General features: G+C 63.2%; 17 protein-coding genes. 9 read left to right on the forward strand and 8 right to left on the reverse strand.

Translation table 11 applies throughout. The features are described 5' to 3' along the window. Window positions 1-18: 18 nt before the first annotated feature. The 3 genes from QP884_RS01850 to QP884_RS01860 all read right to left on the reverse strand — a co-directional run bounded on the left by QP884_RS01850 (window position 19) and on the right by QP884_RS01860 (window position 2,947). Window positions 19-1,851: an ATP-binding cassette domain-containing protein gene (locus QP884_RS01850; RefSeq protein ID WP_284820418.1), complete on the reverse strand. Its 1,833-nt coding sequence runs from the start codon at window positions 1,849-1,851 to the stop codon at window positions 19-21. A 3-nt stretch (window positions 1,852-1,854) separates the two neighbouring features. Next, window positions 1,855-2,619, reverse strand: a complete 765-nt coding sequence (gene modA, locus QP884_RS01855) for a molybdate ABC transporter substrate-binding protein (protein ID WP_284820420.1) — start codon at window positions 2,617-2,619, stop codon at window positions 1,855-1,857. A 67-nt stretch (window positions 2,620-2,686) separates the two neighbouring features. Beyond that, entirely contained in the window at window positions 2,687-2,947 is a 261-nt protein-coding gene (locus QP884_RS01860; protein WP_040425040.1) for a DUF2249 domain-containing protein, read from the reverse strand. Window positions 2,948-3,013: 66 nt separating this feature from the next. Here QP884_RS01860 and QP884_RS01865 point away from each other — a divergent pair, with 66 nt between their 5' ends. From QP884_RS01865 to QP884_RS01875, 3 genes are read left to right on the forward strand one after another with little or no spacing between them, the layout of a single operon-like run. Next, complete coding sequence (locus tag QP884_RS01865; RefSeq protein ID WP_284820421.1) at window positions 3,014-4,093, forward strand: hypothetical protein; 1,080 nt, start codon at window positions 3,014-3,016, stop codon at window positions 4,091-4,093. Further along, window positions 4,080-5,258 (forward strand): beta-carotene 15,15'-monooxygenase, encoded by a 1,179-nt coding sequence (locus tag QP884_RS01870; RefSeq protein ID WP_284820422.1) that lies wholly within the window; start codon window positions 4,080-4,082, stop codon window positions 5,256-5,258. The genes QP884_RS01865 and QP884_RS01870 overlap by 14 nt, the downstream gene beginning before the upstream one ends. Beyond that, window positions 5,259-6,626, forward strand: a complete 1,368-nt coding sequence (locus QP884_RS01875) for a multicopper oxidase domain-containing protein (RefSeq protein ID WP_284820423.1) — start codon at window positions 5,259-5,261, stop codon at window positions 6,624-6,626. 227 nt (window positions 6,627-6,853) lie between these two features. On the opposite strand, the gene mobA is transcribed toward QP884_RS01875, so the two are convergent. From mobA to QP884_RS01900, 5 genes are all read right to left on the reverse strand, one after another. Next, on the reverse strand, window positions 6,854-7,441 hold the full coding sequence (gene mobA / locus QP884_RS01880) for a molybdenum cofactor guanylyltransferase (protein WP_284820424.1): 588 nt from the start codon (window positions 7,439-7,441) through the stop codon (window positions 6,854-6,856). Then, a complete protein-coding gene (gene moaC, locus QP884_RS01885) occupies window positions 7,441-7,920 on the reverse strand; it encodes a cyclic pyranopterin monophosphate synthase MoaC (RefSeq protein WP_284820425.1) in 480 nt (159 codons plus the stop codon). The genes mobA and moaC overlap by 1 nt, the downstream gene beginning before the upstream one ends. Before the next feature lie 9 nt (window positions 7,921-7,929). Further along, the gene (locus QP884_RS01890; RefSeq protein ID WP_284820426.1) at window positions 7,930-9,129 is read right to left on the reverse strand and encodes a molybdopterin molybdotransferase MoeA; all 1,200 of its coding nucleotides are present in this window, start codon (window positions 9,127-9,129) and stop codon (window positions 7,930-7,932) included. Between the two features lie 10 nt (window positions 9,130-9,139). Continuing rightward, complete coding sequence (gene moaA / locus QP884_RS01895) at window positions 9,140-10,252, reverse strand: GTP 3',8-cyclase MoaA (RefSeq protein WP_284820427.1); 1,113 nt, start codon at window positions 10,250-10,252, stop codon at window positions 9,140-9,142. Between the two features lie 81 nt (window positions 10,253-10,333). Continuing rightward, entirely contained in the window at window positions 10,334-12,100 is a 1,767-nt protein-coding gene (locus tag QP884_RS01900) for a long-chain fatty-acid--CoA ligase (protein ID WP_284820428.1), read from the reverse strand. Window positions 12,101-12,455: 355 nt separating this feature from the next. Here QP884_RS01900 and rho point away from each other — a divergent pair, with 355 nt between their 5' ends. The 6 genes from rho (at window position 12,456) to QP884_RS01930 (ending at window position 18,546) form a co-directional block, all read left to right on the forward strand. Further along, window positions 12,456-14,294 (forward strand): transcription termination factor Rho, encoded by a 1,839-nt coding sequence (rho, locus tag QP884_RS01905; RefSeq protein WP_284820429.1) that lies wholly within the window; start codon window positions 12,456-12,458, stop codon window positions 14,292-14,294. Continuing rightward, window positions 14,287-15,363: a peptide chain release factor 1 gene (gene prfA / locus QP884_RS01910; protein WP_040425038.1), complete on the forward strand. Its 1,077-nt coding sequence runs from the start codon at window positions 14,287-14,289 to the stop codon at window positions 15,361-15,363. The genes rho and prfA overlap by 8 nt, the downstream gene beginning before the upstream one ends. Before the next feature lie 6 nt (window positions 15,364-15,369). Beyond that, on the forward strand, window positions 15,370-16,206 hold the full coding sequence (gene prmC / locus QP884_RS01915; protein WP_284820430.1) for a peptide chain release factor N(5)-glutamine methyltransferase: 837 nt from the start codon (window positions 15,370-15,372) through the stop codon (window positions 16,204-16,206). A gap of 32 nt (window positions 16,207-16,238) precedes the next feature. Then, complete coding sequence (locus QP884_RS01920; protein WP_284820431.1) at window positions 16,239-16,907, forward strand: L-threonylcarbamoyladenylate synthase; 669 nt, start codon at window positions 16,239-16,241, stop codon at window positions 16,905-16,907. Between the two features lie 12 nt (window positions 16,908-16,919). Next, window positions 16,920-18,095, forward strand: coding sequence for a glycosyltransferase family 4 protein (locus tag QP884_RS01925; RefSeq protein WP_179386378.1), 1,176 nt, complete (start codon window positions 16,920-16,922; stop codon window positions 18,093-18,095). Between the two features lie 73 nt (window positions 18,096-18,168). Continuing rightward, window positions 18,169-18,546 (forward strand): hypothetical protein, encoded by a 378-nt coding sequence (locus tag QP884_RS01930; protein WP_239273018.1) that lies wholly within the window; start codon window positions 18,169-18,171, stop codon window positions 18,544-18,546. The last annotated feature ends 442 nt before the right edge of the window (window positions 18,547-18,988 follow it).

Genomic DNA, 18,988 nt, shown 5'->3' on the forward strand with positions numbered 1-18,988 from the left:
TCTGCGAAAACAGAAATCTTAGTTGGGGTGGACAAAAACGTTTACTTTAGACACTGTTAAGGATACGACGTTACCCACCCCAACGTCTAAAGCGAACTCGCGGTCTACCGGTACGGTAGCCTCTTGGCCGCCTAGTTCAACGCGCAGCTGTGCCCCTGCGAGGCTGGTGGCCTCGACTGCTAAGACACGCACTGCCCACTGATTGCAGGCCTCCTGCGGGGTGCCAATAGTGGTCGCATGCGGGTCAAAGGTCACCGCCACCTTCTGGCCGGGCGCAAGAGACGCATGCTCCGTGGCCGCCAGAACCGTAATATCGCCGCACGCGACTTCTACCGCGGACGCGCCGATCCCGGTTACGGTTCCCTCGAGGCGGTTAAGACCCGCTAGCGCCGCAACGAATCCTGTCGGTGGTGCCTCGAGCAGACGCGCGGTTGCGCCGTGGGCCCGGACCTGGCCGGATTCCATGACCAACATGTCCTGCGCCAGGTGCGCAATATCGAGCGCATCATGGGTAACAAGCAGTGTGGTGCGGTCTGCGCGGGCCGCGTGCAAGAAGCGGCGCCACCTCTCGGCGGATTTTACATCGACTGCGGCCAGGGGTTCGTCCACAATCAACACCGCCGGCCGTGCAGCCAGCGCGCGCACCAGCGCCACGTGGGCGGCCTGGCCGCCGGACAGGGCGGGAACGGGGACGTCAGCAAGCTCGTGCAATCCCGCCGCCGCCAGGAGTTCCTGCGCACGTACCTTATTGCGGGTGACCATGGCGACCGCCTGCAGGGCCGTCGAGCGCGGCGGCAATCCCGGCCGCTGGGTGAGCAAGACGACGTCGGCGCCCTCCGGGGAGATCTCACCGCCGCTCAGGCGCCCGGCAACGCGCCCCATCAAGGTTGTTTTGCCGGAACCATTCGGGCCCACCACGGCCGTTATGGCGCGCGGGGAAAAATCCGTGCGCACCCCATCGACGGTCACAGACAGCGCCGGCGCATCGGTGGGACGGGTAAGGGCGCGGAGCTTATCGACGTCCATCCCATGCAACCTCCTGGCCTGCGGCTGGTAGCTCCGCCGCCGCAGGGCAGGCAAGCCCGCAAGCGCCAGGCAGGCCAAGGCCAACCCGATTAGCAGCGCGGAGAGCACGTACGCGCCATCCGCATCGACCTCGCGCTCTAAATAGATGCCTAGCGGCATGGTGCGGGTGACCCCAGGCTGCGAGCCGGCAAAGGTCAGGGTCGTGCCAAATTCACCCAGCGAGCGCGCGAAGGCCAACCCCGCGCCCGTAGCCAAGGCCGGGGCCATGGACGGCAGGGTGATTTTGCCCAGGACCTCCCACCGGCCCAAGCCCACGCCGCGCGCAGAGGCGAGGATTTCCTGATCCAGCTGGCGCAATGCCGAATCGACCGCGACCACCACAAAGGGCAGCGCCACAAAGGTCTGCGCCATAACGACCCCGGGGAAGGCGAAGGCGAAGTGGATGCCTAGGGCGTCGAGAAGCGGGGCCAAGTACCCTTTGCGGCCGAAGGCTGCGGTAAGGGCCAAGCCGCCCACTACCGGTGGCATGGCCAAGGGCAGGTAGACCAAGAGACGCACTACGGCGCTGCCGCGGCCGAGCTGCTGCACCCACAGGGCCAGCCCCAAGCCCAGCACGAGCGCAAGGATCATGGATTGGAAGGCGGCTGCCACTGAGATGAGCAGCATGTCCCGGATCTCGTCGCGCGCGAGATAGTCGCTAATGCGCGCCCAGGGCACGCGCAGGCCAAGGGCAGCAACGGGGACGATGATGGTCGCTACCGCAATGAGGCCAATAAGGCCGATAAGAAGCGGGGCTTTGGGGCGAATAGGCTGTGGGGCGGACATTGCTTACTCCGTCGGGGTGAAGCCGCGCTCGCGCCAGGTGGACGCAAAGTCGCCGCTCAGGATATCGAGCACCGCGCGAGCCTGATCCGGGTGGGAAGTCTCCTTGGCGACGGCGCCAAGGATCTGGTTAGTGAATTTCTCTGCTCCAGGAATGTCAATCACGTCGACATCATCGGCGGCCGCGGCGGCGTCGGTGGAATAGACCCACCCAGCATCGGCCTCACCCGAGGCAACCTTTCCTAAAACGTCGGCTACCTGGCGCTCCTGGGAGGAAGGGTGGATGTCCAGGCTCTTATCGTCGATGATGCGGGAGGAGATATCGCCACAGGGAACTTGGGGATCGCACAGCACAAAGTGGTCGGAGTGGGGCAGATCCTCCACGGAATGGATTCCCGCCGGGTTGCCCTTGGGCACGACCATGACCATGACATTGGTGGCAAGCACCTCGGGCGTGGCAACCGTGCCATCCTGCACCGCCTTATCCATGGTCTTTTTCGACGCCGTGAGGAGTAGATCGGCCGGGGCGCCCTCGCGCAGCTTGCTCACCAGGTCGGAGGAGCCGCCATTTTCAAAGTTCAGATTTACCGGTGGTGCGAGCTGGCCGGCGCGCGAAGTGAGCTCGTCATTGATGACGCGGGTGGAGGATGCAGCCAAGACATTGAGCGTGGCAGCATCCGCGTCCTGGGCGGAGGTCGTTGACGTTGGGGGAGCGCAGGATGTAAGGGCGAATGCGAGGGCGGCGAGGAGTGCGGCGGCGCGCTTCTTCATCTGCGGAGGGCTCCTTCTACAGCGGAGAGTGTGACCTACCTAGGATAGCCCTCCGCCCCGCGAGGGTTTAGCTCACGCGGGTGAACTTGATGTGGAAGTCGTTTTCTTCTTCCTTGAGGTAGTCCAGCTCGAAGCTCTCCTCGCGAGCCTCGACCTCCTTGAGCAGGGGAACCGGATTATGCGGGGCGATGAGGATCATGGACTCGCCCACATTCAAGGTGCCCAGTGCGCCATGGATGGCGCCGTGGCGAACGGCGTGCGGAATTTCGGAGGCATTCAGGGTTGGGATGGAGTGTGGCTTATTGGCATCGGAGATGGGCAGTTGCATAGCGAGTGGTCCTTTCTAAAGGGGTGCGAGTTTCGCTCTGCAACCAATATTAGTACGATAAAACCCGTGCAAAATAATAGCGTGGCGCATCGCCTCATCTGCCTCGCCTTCGCAGGCCTGTCTCTGCTGGTAGGCCTGGCTGCGGGCGCCACCCTATTGGGGTTGACCGCCACCCCTGGCGCGTCCTTCGCCGCCGATCATGGACCGCTCATGGTCTTCGGCTTCGTGGGCGGAGCCATCGGCCTTGAGCGCACCGTTGCCGTGCGCACCTCCTGGGCATGGGCCGGGCCCGTGTGCCACGTTGCCGGCGTGTTGGGTATTCTCGCCGGCCTGCCGCGGGCGGTTCCCGCAGTGGGTTTTGCCGCCAGCTTCCTTGTCCTTGGCTTCATTTACGCCACCATCTATCGCCGCCAGGCGAGCCTCGCGATCCTGGTGCAGGCAGCCGGAGTTATCGGGGGAGTAGCAGCAGCTGCCCTGTGGGCCATGGGCCCGGGGTTCGCCGCGGCGATGCCGTTGTGCGTCCTCTACGCCGTGGCCACCATCATCGGCGAGCGCATGGAACTAGCGCGCGTCACCATGGCCGGAACCCGCGCCGAAAACCACCTCACCCTTCTGGTTCTGGGGCTGGCGGCGGCCAGTGTCATCTACGTGCTTGCCCCTGCGGTGGGCTATCGCGCCATGGGCTTGGTGCTCATCGCCATCGCTGCGGCCACCGCGCGGGTAGACGTGGCCAAGAATTTGGTGCGTTCTCACAGCCTGCCGCGCTACTCGGCGGCATGCATGCTGGCCGGCTACGCCTGGCTCGCCCTCGGCGGTTACCTCTGGCTGCTGCACGGGCAGTCCACGGGCTTTGCCTATGATGCCTCAGTGCACGCCATCTTCTTGGGCTTTGTCATGTCCATGATCTTTGCCCACGCACCGATCATCTTCACCTCCGTTATCCGCCGCCGATTGCCGTACCACCCAGTGCTGTATGTGCCGGTGGCGCTCTTACATGGCGGCCTCGCGCTGCGCATCCTTGCCGATTGCGCCGAGCACACCACTGCCCTCCGCACCGGCGGGGTGGTTACGATAATCGCAGTGTTAGTTTTTCTCGCCTGCGGCATCGTCCTGACCGGAAAGGAGTCGCGCCGTGCGCATTCATGACGTGTCCCTGGCCGCGCGCGGCCGCTGGCATACCCTGAGCGCCGCCATTATCGGCTTGTGGATCCTTATCGGCCTCGGCCTACTCATCGCTGGCTCCTTGGGCGCTCCGGTGGTGTGGTGGGATATCATCCATCCCTTCACCATTGGTGCGCTGACCACGGCAATCATCGTCTTTTCCACCCATTTCACCGAGGCCTTGACCCGGACTGCGGGCGGGGACTATCGGGGCGTCGGCAGTCGCGTGGGCCTCGTGCAGCTCGGGCTTATCTTGCTGCTCATTGATAGGGCGGGGTATGACTGGGGCCCGCTTGCCGACGCCGCCTCTGCCCTCATCATCGCCGCCCTCACCTGGCACCTGTGGTTCATCGCGCGGCGCCTGCGCGGCTCATTGTCTGGTTCTTTTGCCGTGACCGTGCCCTTTTATATCGCGGCGGCCGTGTTCATGATTGCCTCCGTGGTGCTGGTCATCCTCAGCGGAAATGGGGTAGGCGAGTATTCTCTCCTCGTCGGCGCCCACTCGCGCGGCATGATTTGGGGCTTCGCGTGGCTTACCGTCATCGGCACGGTGGTCACATTGCTCCCCACGCTATCGGCCACCGCGATTTCGCCCACCGCTCGCGCGCGGTGTAGTCGCGCGCTCATCGTGCACTGCGTTGGCTTGTCCTTGGCGATGGCGCTGTACGCGGTGGGCCTTACCCGCGCCGCAGGCGTGGCCCAACTGCTCGTGGTCCTGGCGGCGGTGCTCATCATCCAGCCGGTGCTTGCCACCGTCATGGGGCGCTCACCGCGGCTGACCACCGCCACCGTGGCCGTCATCGCGGGATTGCTATGGATGCTGGCGCTGTGCGCTGGCGATGCCATTTCCGCAGCGGTGGGCGCCTACCCGCGCACCATCACGCTAGTTTTGCTGCCCGCCTTCCTCGGAGCCGGCCTCTTGCAGTTGGTCACCGGCGTCCTGCACCACCTGCTTCCCATCTTGACCGGCGCGCGCCCTAATACCGCGGAGCGCACCGGCTACGCCCGCCTGTTGCTCATCAACTTAGGCGGATTGCTGACATTGCTGGGCGCTACCGCGGCCGGGCTTATCATGATGGGGATAGGCCTTGCCGCCAACGTCTTCGCCGTTGGCCGAGCCATCTACCTACAGAAAAGACTGGAGAACTAAATGCTGAGCGTTTCTTCCTCACAACCTGCGGACAAACCCGCGCCGAAGGATTCCTCCTGGGCCTCGTGGCTGCTCATCGGCATCGCACTAGCGGCGGTCATCGCGCTCGCGGTGGTTAATTCCACCGGTAAGGGCACGGAGTCCGCGGCACCGGTATCGTCTGGCGAAACGCAGACCATTGACGTGGGCGTAGACGGCATGGCCTTTACCCCCTCGTCCATCGATATCGACCCCGGCACCCACCTGGTGGTTAACTTCACCAATTCCGGCGACCAAGTCCATGACCTCAAGATAGGCGACGCCGAAACCGGCCGCGTCGACCCCGGCGAGACCGTCCAACTCGACGCCGGAGTCATCGACTCCTCCGAGGAAGGCTATTGCACCATCGCCGGCCACAAGATGCAGGGCATGACCTTCCAAGTCAACGTGGGAGACGGCGCCGCTGCAGGACATGACCATGCGGTGTCCTCAGCTAGCAATCCGCACGTAGACGTGCCAACCGCCGCCGAACTCGGCGCACAGCGCGACGATTTTTCCGCCTTTGACGCCACCTTGCAGCCGGCCGCTGAGACGAAGACGCACAAAGAGACCTGGACGATGACTGAGGAAGTCGTGGAGGTTGCCCCCGGCATCAAGCAGATGCGCTGGCTCTTCAACGGCCAAGCCCCGGGTCCCACCCTGCGTGGCAAGGTGGGCGATAAGTTCGAAATCACCATCAAGAACGAGGGCTCCATGGCCCACTCCATCGACTTCCACGCCGGCGAGGTCAACCCAGATAAGACCATGAAATCCATCCAGCCGGGCGAGGAATTGACCTACAAGTTCACCGCGAACCGCTCCGGCATCTGGATGTATCACTGCTCCACGATGCCCATGTCCCTTCACATCGCCAACGGCATGGCCGGCAACGTCATCATCGATCCGCCGGACCTCAAGCCCGTTGACGCGGAGTACAACTTCATGGCTACCGATGTCTTCCTGGGCGAGGAATCTACCGGAGCCGACGCCCAGCGCGTTGCCGACGGCCGCTTCGACCTGATGGCCTTCAATTACTACCCTGGCCAGTATGACGCAGAGCCCATCAAGGCCAAGGTAGGCGATACCGTCCGCCTGTGGTTGACCAACCTAGGCCCCGACCAGCCGCTGAGCTTCCACGTTGTGGGCGAACAGTTCGATACCGCCTACAAGGAAGGCGCCTACCTCATCAAGAATGAGGACTCGACCGGCTCGCAAGCCCTGGACCTCCTCCCGGCACAAGGCGGATTCGTCGAGATGACCTTCAACGAGACCGGTACCTATTCCTTTGTCAATCACATCATGACTAACGCGGAGAAGGGCCAGCACGGCAAGTTCATCGTTACCGAGTAGCCCTCCAGCGGTACGGCCCCTCCCGTTCCTCCCGCCCTTCGCGCTCACCAGCGACCGTTCGTGGTCACATTTGATGCCCACCGTGAGCGCAAAGGGCGGGTTTCTGTATTCGTCCACCCCTCGCGCTCACCGGGACGGTAATTTCGCGTTGGCTGCGGCTCTCAGTGAGCGCGAAGGGCGGGGAGGTGGAGACTTCTCCCTTGGCGGTCACCGGCGGAAGTGGAGGACTAGCCGAGCGGCTGCCGGTGAGCGCGAAGGGCGGTGTGGGGAGGGAACGCAGGAACCTCGCGCAGCTCCGCACGGGTGTCGTAGTCGCGTTCGGCGCCGGTGCCGGAAATCTCGATGAAGTTGGCGCCACGGATGAGGCGGCGGACGGAGACGTTCCGAGTCGTGGGAAGGGATTCGAGCTGTGTGCGGAGCGCGGGAGCGCGCCAGAGGGAACACAGCGGCTGGAGGTATCCGTCGGCGGCGCGGGTGAGGACGGCATCGGCCGAGGAGGAAGCGAGGGTCGAGCGCAGGCGGGGAAGCAGCTGCGGCGAATCGGGGGCATCCACGGCGAAGAGGGCGAGCTCGGAGCAGTGGGATAACGCCTGGGCGCCGGCTGCGATGCCGGCGACGGGACCACCGTAGAGCGGTGACTCGCACACCTGGGGCACGCCGAGGCGATGCGGGGAGACGGCCACGGTCGGGGTGCCGTAGGGAAGCTGGGCGAGCAGGCGGTCGATAAAACGCGTGCCGTGGACAAAAAGGGAGGCCTTATCGGTGCCGCCCATGCGTCTGCCGTGGCCGCCGGCGAGGATGACCGCGCCGAGCATTAGGACTCCGGGAGGGTGCGGGACCAGTCCCCGGAGCGGCCGCCGGATTTCGCCACGATGCCGCAGCGGCGGATATACGCGGAGCGGTCCACGCCCTTGACCATGTCGATGATGGCGAGTGCGGATACGTTCACGGCCGTCAGCGCCTCCATTTCCACGCCGGTGCGGTCGGCGGTGCGGACGGTGGCGGAGATGGACACGTGGTCGTCGGCAAGCGTGAGCTCCACCGCGCAGCCGTGTACGCCGATGGTATGTGCCAGTGGAAGCAGCTCGGGGACCTTCTTGGCGGCCGAGATTCCGGCAATGCGGGCTACCGCGAGGACATCGCCCTTGGGTACGGTGCCATCGCGCAAAGTGGCCATGACCTCCGGAGAACAGGCGACCTCGCCCTCAGCGGTCGCGGTGCGCACGGTGGGCTGCTTTTCGGTGACGTCGACCATGTAGGCAGCGCCGTCAGAGTTCAGGTGGGTAAATTCCATGGTTGCTCCTTAATACAGATGAACGGTGATGTCCTCGCCCATGGCCGGCGGCTCGGAGTCGACGAGGCAAAAGCCATTGGTGCCGGCCAGCGACACCACGCGGTGGCTGCCGTGGGGCAGGTGCGAGGTGATGGCGGGCGCTTCCTGAAAGTCTACGGTGACGGGAATAATGGTCGGCCGGCCGCGGGAGGCGGGAAGGGGCGAATCCACCCGGGCGCGCAGGTTGAACCGCTGGCGTGGCGCGGGGTGTCCGGAGAGCGCGGCGATCAGTGGCCGCGCATAGAGCTGGAAATCGACGAAGGCTGCCACGGGATTGCCGGGCAAGCACAGCACCGGGGTGTCATTCCACAGGGAGTAGCCCTGCGGGGCGCCCGGGCGCTGGTCGACGTGCCCGAACCACGCGGAATTCGTGCCTCCCAACACGGTGTGCACGACGTCGAAGGCGCCGGCTGATACGCCACCGGAGGTGATGATGAGGTCGTGGGAGGAGGAAAGCTCATCTAGCGCAGAGGCTAAGTCCGCAGGGGCATCACCCACGTGGACGTGTGCGTCTGCACCTGCAAGGGCAGCGAGCATCGGGCCATTGGAATCCGGTAGTTGGCCGGGGGCGAGCTGCGCTGGGGAAGAGACGAGTTCTTCGCCGGAGGAGATGACCGCGATGCGCGGGCGGCGGTAGGCCGTAACGGTATATACGCCGGCGGAGGTGAGCGCGGCAATGACGGCGGCGTCGATAAGCGTGCCGGCGGTGGCGACTGGCGCGCCGGGCTGGATGTCCTCGCCGGCGGGGCGGATATGCGACTTGGTGGGGGCCTCCGTGATGGTGACCTCGTCCGGAAATGCTACCGGGCCGGCCGGGGTGGTGGTGTTTTCTACGGGAACGACGAGCATTCCTGCGGTATCAGCTACTGGTGCGCCGGTCATGATGCGCACGGCGTGTCCTGCGGGGACGTCGATGGGGGCGGTGCCGGCTGGTACATCGCCGGCGACGGGGAGCGTCCACGGGCCGGGGGAGGAAAGATCCGCGGCGTGGACGAGGAAGCCATCCATCGCCGAATTGGCATGCGGCGGCACGGGGAAGCGCGCGGTAGCGTCGGTGGCGAGGACGCGGCCGATGAGGGAGGCGTCGACAGGCGCGGACTCGGCCGGTGGAGTGGAAGCCAGCGCGAGTACGGCATCGAGATGCGCGGAGATGCTGCGGGGCGTGGACATAAGATTCAGGTTAGCCGCCGATGGCGGACATCGGACGGTCTGGTTGGAGGAAGCCCTCGTCATCAATGCCATGACCGGGCTTTTTGGTCCACATCTCCCCGGCCCAAGCCTCCATGATCTCTGCATCGCTTGCGCCGGAGCGCAGCAGGTCTCGCAGTGGGGTTTCGGAATTGCCAAAGAGGCAATTGCGAATGGCGCCATCGGTAGTAAGGCGGGTGCGGTCGCAATCGCCGCAGAAGGGGTGGGTGACCGAGGCAATGATGCCCAGCGTGCCGTGCGTGCCATCCGGAGCGCTGACCTCCCACAGGGCGGCGGGGGCGGAACCGCGTGGTTCGCGTGCCGGCTCCATGGAAAAGTGGGTGCGCAGGCGGGCGAGAATGTCTTCGGCCGTGACCATGTCCTCGCGGCGCCACTGCTCGCGGGGTCCCAGCGGCATCTGCTCGATGAAGCGGAGCTGGGTGCCGTGGTGGACGGCATAGTCCGCCAGCGGAACGATGTCTTCTTCGTTGACCCCGGGCATGACCACGGCGTTGATCTTGATGGGGTGCAGGCCCGCGGCATCCGCGGCGGCGATGGCCTGCAACACGTGGTCGAGCCGGTCGCGGCGGGTGAGCGCGGCGTAGCGCTCGCGGTCGATGGTGTCGAGCGAGATATTGATGCGGTCGAGCCCGGCCGCGGCGAGGGCGCCGGCGCGCTTTTCCAGGCCAAGCCCGTTGGTGGTCAGCGCGGTGGACGGGGAGCGGCCCTGGTCGGTGCGCAGCTCCTTGGTCGCGGCAATAATTTTTTCCAGCGACTTGCGTAGCAGGGGCTCGCCGCCGGTAAAGCGCACCTGGCGGATGCCCAGCTTGCCGACGCCTATCCGGATCAGCCGGATGGTTTCCTCATCGCTCAAGGTTTGCTCTGTGGGCATCCACTCCAAACCTTCGGCCGGCATGCAATAGGTGCAACGCAGGTTGCAGCGATCCGTGAGGGAGACGCGCAGGTCACGGGCTTGGCGTCCATAGCGATCCAGCAGTGCGCGCGTGCCATCAGCGGCCGGTTCAGGTAGATCCGCCGGCGGTTTCGCTCGGCCTACGGTAGGCAGGGGCAAGGAAACCACGGGCTGCTGGGAGGAAGAGGTCATTGGTGCCAGTCTAAGAGAGGGGACGAGGTACACCAAGCTGCAACGGCGACTGACGCGAATTTATTCCTAGTTTTCCCGGCTTTAATCGGCGGTGTCGGTGACATCGAGGCGCTGGGATTCACCCGGTCCCTTGAGCCGGATGATGTTGTACTCGCCCTCTGCCAGGTGGGCGCGCAAATCTTTCTTATCGAACTTGCCCACGGATGTCTTATCGATGGACTTCACAAAGGTCCAATACTCCGGCAGCATCCAGCTCGGCAGTTCCTTGCGCATGCTGGCGCGCAGGCGCTCTGCGGTCTCGATGGTGGGCGAAGCGCCCTCGGCCAATACTGTGACGGCGAGTGGGCGCTCGACCCATTGCTTATCGGGGTAGCCGATGACGGCGGCCTCGACGACAAGCTCGTCAGACATGATGAGGTTTTCTAGCTGCACGGAATAGATCCATTCGCCGCCGGAGCGAATGACATCGCGGGCGCGGTCCTCCACGGTAAGGAAGCCATCCTTGGTCACAGAGCCGACGTCGCCAGTGCGCAGCCAGCCATCGGCGGTGAACTTATCCTCCGCGGCCTCGACTTGCTTGCCGCGGAATTCGGAGGCGATTTCGCCCGGCTCAGCGGTGGGCGAGTGGTAGTAGGAACCGGTGACTAGGTTACCGCGCACCTGCAGCTCGCCGGCGTTGCGGTCGGTGCGGGCGACGACTTGCCCATCATTGACCACGCGGTATTCCAGTGAGGCGGGGATGCGGCCCTGGGATACGCGGTAGGCCCAGCGGGTATCGCCAGAGGCACCCTGGGGCGGGCGGGCAACGCTGCCCACGGTGGAGGTTTCCACCATGCCCCACACGTGGACCACATCGACGCCGTAGCGCTCCTCCCACATCTTGATCAGCGTCGGCGGGACGGGGGAGCCGCCGGCGTAGATCTCAGTAAGCGTCATGCGCTCTGGTGGATGGTGCATGTAGTGGACAAAGAGCTGAATCCAGATGGTGGGCACGCCGTGTGCCACGCGCGGAGAGGTAGCGGCGATGGCTTTGGCAAGGGTGGGGGCGGACACGTCGGCGTCGGGAAGCACCAGCGGGGTGCCCGTCATGAAGCAGGTGAAGGGAACGCCCCAGCTGAGCACGTGGCAGATAGGAATGCAGCACAGGAAGGTCTCGCCGTGGGTAATGCACAGCGAGTCCGAGGAACGCAGCTGCATGGCCTCCAAGTAAAGGGACCGGTGCGAATACAGCACTCCCTTGGGTGCGCCCGTGGTGCCCGTGGAATAGCACAGCGCCGCGGCCGTGCGCTCATCTAGTTCGGGCCAGTCATAGACGGTAGAGCGGCCGTCGATAAGAGCCTCATAGGAATACACCTCAACCCCGCGGGGGAAAAGGTGGGCAAACTGCTGCGCTGGTTGGGCGCCGGTGATGATGACGCTTCCCACGGAGTCGGTGCCCACGAGCACCTTGCCCAGCTGCTGCGCCAGGCGGGGATCGCACACGATAGCGGAGATTTCCGCATGGTTAATAATGTGGCGAATCTGGTCATTCATCAGCTGCTTATTCAGCGGGGCGAAAATCGCACCCTTGCAGGCGGTGCCGAACATTACCTCCAAGTGCTCGGCGCAATTCCACATAAAGCTGCCCACGCGCTCATCGCTGGTGATACCCAATTCATCGTGAATGGCGTGGGCGAACGCGGCGGCGCGGGCAGCGATATCGCGGAAGGTAACTTCCTCGGCCGGATCGAACTCCGAGCCGGTGCCCTCACCGTGCCAGGTGGTAACCGTGGTGTCCCCGTGTACCGAGGCACCGTATTCCAAAATGCGGGTCAGGGAGAGGGGGATATCCATCATCGTGGAAAGCATGCCTCTACTGTAGCGGTGTCATGGTGCGGGCGTTGCTCCCTATGCGTTATACTTGTTCGCGACTGGTAGGAAACCGGAAAGTTTTAGCTCCCCTTTCCTATGCATTCGGGCCCAGAGAAGTATTTTTGCCCGCAGTCGTTTCTTGATTTCTTCCGGTTCGTGCACTCGCTGCGCGAAGTCTCCACAAGGACACGGAAGAGGCCTCATACTTATTGCCCGGCAGGACGCGCATGCGCCTTGGCACGAGGGCGAGAAGTCCTAGAAAAATACACATTGGCTTCCAGTGCAACGCCGCGAGCATAGGCTGCGGCGGCTCCCGCATAATCGGACCTGGTCAAGCAACGAAAGGATATCCGTGAGCGAAACGGACAACACCGCGGCACAGGATCTTGCATCCCTGAAGCTGCCGGAATTGCGCAAAATGGCCGCAGAGCGCGGCCTACGTGGTGTCTCTGCCCTGCGCAAGGGGGATCTCATCACCGCCATCAAGACCGGACAGGTTCCGCCTAAGGCCAAGGCCAAGGTGGAAAAGGCCGCTCAGGTAGAAAAGGCAGAGAAGCCTGAGAAAGCAGATAAGCCGCGCACTAAGGCGCAGGATAAAGCGCCGCACAAGGCAGAAAAGCAGGAAGAATCCGGCGAGAAGCAGGATAACCGCCAGCAGAGCTCTGGCGAGGAGCAGCGCTATGAGTCGCGCTCCCAGGCCCGCCGCGCTCGCCGCAACCGCGCCCGCCGCCAAGAGCGTCAGGAGCGCCAGGAACGCCAAGAGCGCGAGGAGCGCAACCGCAACGAGGAGCAGGGCGGCACTAAGGACAACCGCGACAAAAACTCCCAGGACGGCTCCGATAGTCAGGGCGAGAAGAATGACCGCGGCGATAATAAGCAGCGCGGCAACCGCCATGAGGACAACAATAACCACGAGCGCGGCAACCGCCGTGGGCGCCGCAACCGCCGCAACCGCCGCGGCCGCGGAAATAACAATGACAATAACGGCGGCAACGATTTGCAGGTCCGCGAGGGCGATGAGCTGCAGGCCGTCGGCGGCATCTTGGACGTCGTAGACAATAATGTCGCCTTCCTGCGCACCACGGGCTACCGTGCCGCGGCTTCCGACGTCTTTGTGAACAACGGCATCGTCCGCCGCCTGGGCTTGCGCTCTGGTGACGCCATCACCGGCCAGGTCAAGGTCTCCGGCCCGACGCATACGCACGGCAATGGCCGCAACCGCCGCAAGTACAACCAGCTGGTACAGGTCGATACCGTCAACGGCATCGATCCGGAAGGCGCAAAGCAGCGCCCGCACTTTAATAAGCTCACCCCGCTGTACCCGAATAAGCGCTTGCGTTTGGAAACGGATCCGAAGATCCTCACCACCCGCGTCATTGACCTCATCATGCCGATTGGTAAGGGCCAGCGCGCGCTTATCGTCTCCCCGCCAAAGGCCGGTAAGACGACGATTCTGCAGAATATCGCCAACGCGATTTCTACCAATAACCCGGAGTGCTACCTCATGGTCGTCCTCGTAGACGAGCGTCCTGAGGAAGTTACGGACATGCAGCGCTCCGTCAACGGTGAGGTAATTGCCTCCACCTTTGACCGCCCGCCATCAGAGCACACCTCCGTGGCGGAGCTGGCTATCGAGCGCGCCAAGCGCCTGGTGGAGCAGGGCAAGGACGTCGTGGTCCTGCTGGATTCCATTACCCGCTTGGGCCGCGCTTATAACAATTCCTCCCCGGCTTCTGGCCGCATTCTCTCTGGCGGTGTGGATTCCAATGCGCTCTACCCGCCAAAGCGCTTCCTGGGTGCCGCCCGCAATATCGAAGAGGGCGGTTCGCTGACGATTATCGCCACCGCCATGGTGGAGACCGGCTCTACCGGCGATACCGTCATCTTCGAGGAATTCAAGGGCACGGGCAACGCCGAGCTGAAGCTGGATCGTGGCATCTCTGAGCGCCGCGTCTTTCCGGCCGTGGATGTCAACCCGTCCGGCACCCGTAAGGACGAGCTGCTGCTCGTTCCAGAGGAGGCACGCATCATGACCAAGCTGCGTCGCATCCTCTCCGCCCTGGATTCCCACCAGGCCATTGACCTGCTCATTAAGCAGCTGAAGAAGACCCGCTCCAATGGCGAGTTCTTGATGCAGGTGGCCTCCTCGGCCCCGATGGCTGCGGATAAGGATGAAGAAGATTATGTCTAATCAGGTTTCACTCGTTGATGACATCGTGTCCGAGTACCAGGGCATTGAGATGCAGATGGCCGATCCGGAAGTAGCCGGCGACCAGAAGCAATTCCGCAAGCTCTCCAAGCGCTACGCGGAGCTGCGCCCCATCATCATGGTCAATGATGAGCTGACCCAGGCGCGCGAGGATCTCGCTGATGCCAAGGAGATGGCCTATGAGGACCATGACTTCCAGGAGGAAGCGGACCGGCTAGAAAAGTCCGTGGAGAGCTTGGAAGAAAAGCTCGCTGACCTGCTCGCGCCCCGCGATGAGCAGGATTCCGAGGACATCATTATGGAAATCAAGGCCGGCGCGGGCGGCGAAGAGGCAGCCCTCTTTGCCGGCGATCTGGCCCGCATGTACGAGCGCTATGCGGATAAGACGGGCTTTAACTGGGAGGTCTTGGGCCTCAATGAGTCCGATTTGGGCGGTGTGAAGGATATGACCATTTCCTTCCGCTCCAAGTCCCCGTCGCGCGATGGCGCATGGTCCGTATTCAAGTTTGAGGGCGGCGTGCACCGCGTGCAACGTGTTCCGGTTACCGAGTCTCAGGGTCGCATTCAGACCTCTGCCGCCGGCGTGCTGGTCTACCCGGAGCCGGAAGAGGTCGAGTCCGTCAATATCGATGACAAGGATATTCGCGTCGACGTCTACCGTTCTTCCGGTAAGGGTGGTCAGGGCGTGAACACCACCGACTCCGCGGTGCGTATTACCCACCTGCCCACCGGGCTTATCGTGACCTGCCAGAAGGAGCGTTCCCAGATTCAAAATAAGGCGCGTGCGCTGCAGGTTCTGCAGGCCCGTCTGGATCAAATGGAGCGCGAAGCCCGCGAGGCTGAGGCCGGCGAGCAGCGCGCCTCCCAGGTGCGCACCATGGACCGTTCCGAGCGCATCCGCACCTATAACTGGCCGGAAAACCGCATCACGGATCACCGCATTGGTTATAAGGCCAATAACTTGGACTCCGTGCTGAACGGTGACATGAATGACCTTATTAAGGCCCTGCAGGACCAAGAGCGCGCCGAGCGCCTCGAGGCCGAGGGCTAAACCAGCGTGGAAAACACGTATGGACAGGCGCTGCGCCGCGGGGTGCAGCGCCTTCGTGCTGCCGGGGTGGCCAGCCCTGAGTGGGATGCACGCATCATGGCCGCGCACCTCATCCACTGCGGCCACATGGATATCCCGCTCGATCAGGCTCCTATGCCCGGCTTCGACGTGGCCTATGATGCGCTGCTGCGCCGAAGGGAGGCCCGCGAGCCTTTGCAGTACGTACTAGGCAGCGCCTGGTTCGGCCCGCTGGAGCTCAAGGTGGGCCCGGGCGTGTTTATCCCGCGGCCGGAGACCGAGGTTATGGCGGACTGGGCGGTGCGCAACGCAGATGGCCCGCGGCTGGTTGATTTGTGCACCGGCACGGGCGCTTTAGCGCTCTACCTGCACCACTATCTGCCTGACGCACAGGTGAAGGCAGTGGAGCTTGCCGACGCCGCCCTGGCCTACACCCACGCCAATACCCGTAACACCGGGGTAGAGGTCATCCAGGCTGATGCCACGGCCGACGATACTTTGGCGGAATGGAATGGGACCGTGGATCTCCTCGTGACCAACCCGCCCTACGTGCCGGAGACCCCGGATCTTGAACCGGAGGTCTACCACGACCCGCATAACGCGGTTTTTGCCGGAGCGGATGGGATGGGGGTCATTACCGGCCTTATCCCGACCATTGCGCGCCTTGTGCGCCCGGGCGGCAAGCTAGCCATCGAACACGACGATTCCACGAGCGAGGCCGTACAAGCCGCGTTGGCCCGACACGGCGGCTTTGCACAGATCGCCCCGCTGCAGGATCTGACGGGAACGCCCCGGTTTGTCACTGCGGTGCGCGGAGTAGACTAAGACACCATTGAGGGCAAGAAGGGGAAAAGAATATGCAAGGAAAGATTTTTAACTGCGCCGATGATGCCGAGCGCGAAGAGGGCATGAACATTGCGGTCAAGGCCGCGCAATCCGGTCGCCTTGTGGTCATGCCCACCGATACGCTCTATGGCCTCGGCTGCGATGCCTTTGATAATGATGCCGTAGCCAACCTCTTGGCCACCAAGCAGCGCGGCCCGGATATGCCGGTGCCGGTTTTGGTGGGGTCCTGGGATACCGTTCGCGGTCTCGTTGCTTCCTATACCGATACCGCGCGTGACTTGGTGGAGGCCTTCTGGCCCGGTGGCCTGTCCATCGTCGTCCCGCAAGCGCCGTCCCTGCCGTGGAACCTCGGCGATACCCGCGGCACCGTGATGTTGCGCATGCCGTTGCATCCCATTGCCATCGAGTTGCTGCGCGAAGTCGGCCCCATGGCTGTCTCCTCCGCCAATATTTCTGGCCACCAGCCGCCGACCACGGCGCTTATGGCCAAGCAGCAGCTAGGTAAAGCCGTGACGGTTTACTTGGATGGGGGAGAGACGGCCGTCGGCAAGCCCTCGACCATCATTGATCTCTCCGGTGAGCGCCCGTACCTCCTGCGCGAAGGCGCGCTTTCGGCCGAGGAAATCGGCGAGGTCATTGGCATTGACGCGCAGACCCTGCGCACCCGCCCACAAGCTTAAGGGGGAATTCGCGTGAGCGGCAGTGGTGTCCCGCTGCGCGAGCTGGCCCTCGTCATCCTCGTCGCAGCAGCATTTACGTATCTCACCACAGGTGTGGTGCGCTCCTTTTTGGTGCGCACCGGCCGCGTGGCGGAGATTCGCCTGCGCGACGCCCACACGCAGCCCACCCCGCGCATGGGTGGGGTGGCCATGTTTACCGGCTTCGCCGCGGCGATATTCCTCGCAGCCCAGCTTCCAGCCTTGACTCGGGGCTTTATGCCCGTCACTCCGGAGATGAATGCAGTGCTCTGGGCCGCCCTGGCGCTAGTCCTTGTCGGAGTGGTTGATGACTTGGTGGAACTGAGTGCCATAGTGAAGCTTTTTGGCCAGCTCTTTGCGGCCACCTTGATGAGTGGGCTGGGCCTTACCTGGACGCTGCTTTTCATCCCCTTTGGCGGCGGCACCACGGTCGTCCTCGACCAATTGCAAAGCACCCTGCTCACCGCATTCTTTACCGTTTTGCTGATCAATGCCATCAACTTTGTCGACGGACTCGATGGCCTAGCGGCAGGCCTTGGCATGATTGCGGGCGGGGCAATTCTGGTGTTTTCTTTGACCGTTCTCCATGACCAAGGCGGTGCGGTCTCGGCCTACCCACCGGCCATCATCAGCGCTGCCCTGGTGGGCATGTGCGCTGGATTCTTGCCGCATAACTTCGAACCGTCGCGCATCTTCATGGGGGATTCTGGCTCGATGCTTATCGGTCTCTTGCTCGCTGCGGCCTCGACTTCTGCGTCTGGCAAGATCAACATGTCGCTTTACGGCACGGTGGACATTGTCGCCTTGATGTCGCCCATCATCGTGGTGGCCGCAGCGGTGTTTATTCCAGTCCTAGACCTTGTCTGGGCCGTCATTCGCCGTCTGTCCCAGGGCCGCTCACCGTTTTCTGCGGATAAGGCGCACATCCATCACCGCCTACTCTCGCTCGGCCATACCCACCGCCGGACCGTGCTGGTTCTTTACCTGTGGGTCTCCGCCGTAGCCTTCGGCGCGGTGTCCTTTTCCATCGTGCCCGCGCCGGTGGCCATTGGCGTCACCATCGTTGCCTTGCTCCTCGCGTTCGCGGCGACCCTCGTGCCTTTGCGCCAAGGAAAGATTGGGCCTGCCGCGCGAGAGACCGTCGTGGTGAAGGAATCCGAGCCCTCGTGAGGTAGGGTGTGTAGCCGTGAGTGAAGCACAAGCGACTACGCAACCCTCGGAATTTGATGACCACCGCCGTCCCATGCAAAGGGCGGTCAAGCTGGGTGGTCTTGCCCTGCTGGTTATCACGGTGGTCTCCTTAGCCGTTTGGGGCGGTATCAGTGGTCTCCCCGGTATTTGGGGAGTCCTGGTCGGTGCCGCTATCGGAGGCGGCTTCGTCTTGTTTACCGCCTTGTCGGTCCTGCTGACTGCCAATACCACTCCTGCCAACACCATGGCCGTGGTGCTGGGCGGTTGGCTGCTCAAGGTCATCGTCTTGGTCATGGTGCTTCTCGTAATCCGAGATATGGATTTCTATGACACCTTGGCGCTATTCGTGACCGTTATGCTGGCACTTTTTGCCACTTTGGGCACGGAGGTGTGGGCCGTCGTCACCTCGCGGGTTACGTACGTCTCGTAGCAGGGAAGTGGCCTTTGTCAGGGCCCACCGCTTTTCCGGAAGGAAAGGTGGTGGGCCCTTTTGCTGCGTGCTCATGCAATCGTTTCTGTTGTGGTTACCCCCGTCAAGGTGGGGAAATAGGCAAGTGTGATGAACTCCACGTAGCAGGATTTAGGCAGAATGTGGCCTTTTTGTTGTGAATTTGTGGCGGAATTGAGCCCACAGTGGCGAAACTGGGCTCGTTAGTGGCCCCCCACGTGCGAAAACTCTTGATCTAACTGATACGCTTTTCTTCGGGTTACCGCGGGCTAGCACAAAAGCTGGCTTTCGCAGCGGTGAATCCCTGTCTTGCGCACGCTGATGTGCGACGGAGTCCGTGTGTGAGGCAGAGAGTTTGAGACGTCCATCGCACCACACGGCCTTCGACAAGCTGTGTGGCCCGAACACGGGAGAGAACGCTGAG

This window comes from Corynebacterium tuberculostearicum (assembly GCF_030229345.1).
In the GTDB taxonomy this organism is placed as follows: domain Bacteria; phylum Actinomycetota; class Actinomycetes; order Mycobacteriales; family Mycobacteriaceae; genus Corynebacterium; species Corynebacterium tuberculostearicum_G.